The sequence below is a fragment of the Vibrio sp. V42_P2S4T144 genome (assembly GCF_009904715.1).
GTDB classification, from domain to species: Bacteria; Pseudomonadota; Gammaproteobacteria; order Enterobacterales; family Vibrionaceae; genus Vibrio; species Vibrio alginolyticus.
The window spans coordinates 1-2,963 of the sequence record NZ_WXWS01000340.1; the positions used below are offsets into that span (position 1 = coordinate 1).

The window sequence follows — 2,963 nt, forward strand, 5'->3', positions numbered from 1 at the left end:
ATGTTAGAGAGATACCGAAATCAAAGTGTCGGATTCCAGTTGAAACTGGTGATTACTTTGTGTCTATTCATTGCTTTCAGCAGTATTGCAGCGCTTGTTTACCGCAACGCTTCCGATGTTCTATTGGAAAGCACACTGAAAGAACACCAATCTAAAGTAGAATCAATGGCAAAAACCATTGCTGGCCAATTCGATGCTTACCTGCACACCGCTAAAGTCCTCGAATCTACTTTTCGCAATGGCTACCTTGCCGGTGTCTATGTCGAAAATTACACGGTTGACTTCATGGGGCATGAAGTACCAAACATCACTCAATACAGTGAAAGCTTAATTAATGACACCAAGTTGGTCGACAGTTTCACACGTGATACCGGCGCTATAGCAACGCTATTCGCACCATTGGGTGACGACTTTATTCGGGTGTCCACCTCCCTAAAAGATCCACAAGGTCAACGAGCGGTCGGAACCACGCTAGGCATCAACCATCCTGGTTATCAGCAACTTAAAGCAGGACAACCGTATTACGCTCAAATTAAATTGTATGGCGAGCGCTACATTACCTACTATGTCCCAATCAAAGATGCGACAGGAAAGGTAGCAGGCCTATCGTTTATTGGCTTACCAGTAGACCAAGCGACACGAACCTTGTTCGATGCACTCGAAGAGATAAAATGGGGCGACACTGGTTACACCATTATCGTTGATAACGACGATAACAATCTTGGTAAATACCTACTTCATCCAGCAAAAAGCGGCTCAGATTCGTCAATACTAGAAGTCGCCGACTACAATGGTCACAAGCCTTTTGGTCAGATTTTCGAACAATCTAGTGGATTAATTCGCTACCCTTTCGAGTACCAAGGTAACGTAGGCGAAAAGTATCTTGTCTACACAGAGGTTCCAGGTTGGAACTGGAAACTGCTAGGCGGTACGTTTATCAAAGAAGTGACAAAAGGTAGCGACACGCTTCTCACACTCATTGCCATCATTTCTTCGGTTGCGGCGATCATTACTTTTGTTGTATTGACGCTTTTCTTGAACCGTAGCCTACAACCTCTCACGACTCTAAACTCATACATGACTCGCTTAGCGGGCGGCGAAGTCAGCTTGAGCGTCCCAGCGTCTCGTAAAGCATCAAAGAATGAAATTACTAACCAGAGCTCGGGTGTCGCCAGTATGGCAAGTCAGCTCAATGAACTTGTTGGTAAGATCCGTTCAACAAGCGACTTAGTGGAGAGCAACTCCACCAGCGTTGCCAACGATGCACATAGCAATTTGACCCAAGCCGACCGACAACAACAAGAAGTCGAGCAAGTTGTGACAGCGATTGAAGAAATGGCCTCTTCCGCTCAATCTGTCGCACAACAAGTCGAAAGCATTGCGGAAAACGTACGCTCAGCAAATACCGATAGCCAGTCTGGTCTCGCGATTGTTGAAGACGTATGTATCGACGTTGCTCAACTTAACGATCAATTGGATCAATCAGCAACGGCTATCGAGCAAGTAAATCGCGATAGCGAGAGCATTCAAACCGTCACTAAAATGATTGATGAAATTGCTGAGCAAACCAATTTACTTGCCTTGAATGCCGCCATTGAAGCAGCACGAGCAGGTGAGCAAGGCCGTGGCTTCGCAGTTGTAGCAGATGAAGTGCGCACACTTGCGCACCGAACCCAAAGCTCAGTTCAGGATGTCGTGGAAATTATCGAGAAACTAAAAGGGTCGACTCATAATGCAGTTAATATGATGACAGACAGCCAACGCAGTGCAAACCAGGTCTTGGACAAAGCACAAGACGCGGGCACAGCATTAGAAGCCATCGCAGTACAAGTGCAGTCGATAGCCTCTCAAGCCGACGCCATTGCAGCGACTTCAGAAGAACAAGCTCAAGTTTCACAAGAAATTGCAGCAAATGCCCATTCTATCAGTGAACTTAACCGAGAAAGCCGCAACACGAGCGCAAAAACCTCACAAAGTGCCATTGAACTTCAACAACAAGCACGGAACTTGAAAGAGCAAGTCGACTTCTTCCACTAATACTTAATAAGAGCCGACTCAGTCGGCTCTTTTTGTTTCACTTGATACCACGCTTTTTGATAGAATTTGCCGCCCTACTTTCTGTTCGAGATCGTCATGAACTATCAATGCCCTCTATGCCACCAAGCTCTAGCGTTAAATGAAAAAACGTTTAAGTGCGAAAACAATCATCAGTTTGACTTAGCAAAAGAAGGCTACGTTAACTTGATGCCAGCGCACCACAAACGTTCTAAAGATCCTGGTGACAATAAAGAGATGATGCAAGCTCGTCGTCGATTCCTTGAAGGAGATTACTACAACCCAATGCGCCAAGAAGTGGCGCAGCTGTGTGCAACATACACTGAGGGGAGCACCCATCAATTATTAGATATTGGTTGTGGTGAAGGTTACTACACAGATCAAGTACAAAAGACGATAGAAACACAAGCAAACCATGCCACGATTTATGGCTTAGACATTTCGAAAGTTGCCATTCGTTACGCGGCGAAGCGTTACACGCACTGCAACTTTAGTGTGGCTTCTAGTCACCGACTTCCCTTCGCAAATGAATCCTTAGATGCCATTTTACGCATTTATGCCCCGTGTAAAGCTGAGGAGCTGCAGCGCGTTGTAAAAAACGACGGCGTTGTTGTCACGGTTACTCCTGCTAGTCGCCACTTATACCAACTGCGTGAGCGTATTTATCAAGAAGTTCGTCTTCACAATGAAGAACCAGAACATATTGAAGGGTTTGAATTAGAGCACCAGCAGCATCTTAACTATGTTATGGACTTGAAAAACGGAGCCGCAGTCGATTTATTGCAAATGACGCCATTCGCATGGAAAGCAACCGATGCTCTTCGTGAAGAGTTGAAATCCGCTACACTTTTCCAATGTGAGGCTGATTTTATGTTGCGTGTATATCGCAAAAAAACACTCAATTAATA

At 45.3% G+C, this 2,963-nt stretch carries 2 protein-coding genes; both read left to right on the plus strand.

Annotation, left to right across the window (positions count from 1 at the left end; all coding sequences use genetic code 11):
* Positions 1-2,037: a Cache 3/Cache 2 fusion domain-containing protein gene (locus tag CAG68_RS11910; protein WP_161441187.1), complete on the plus strand. Its 2,037-nt coding sequence runs from the start codon at positions 1-3 to the stop codon at positions 2,035-2,037.
* 96 nt (positions 2,038-2,133) lie between these two features.
* Entirely contained in the window at positions 2,134-2,961 is an 828-nt protein-coding gene (gene rlmA / locus CAG68_RS11915; protein ID WP_062730495.1) for a 23S rRNA (guanine(745)-N(1))-methyltransferase, read from the plus strand.
* Positions 2,962-2,963 lie beyond the last annotated feature (2 nt).

Bases quoted from the DNA above. Each gene is read 5' to 3' on its own strand.
- CAG68_RS11910 (WP_161441187.1), top strand. From the start codon at position 1: ATGTTAGAGAGATACCGAAATCAAAGTGTCGGATTCCAGTTGAAACTG.
- rlmA (WP_062730495.1), top strand. From the start codon at position 2,134: ATGAACTATCAATGCCCTCTATGCCACCAAGCTCTAGCGTTAAATGAA.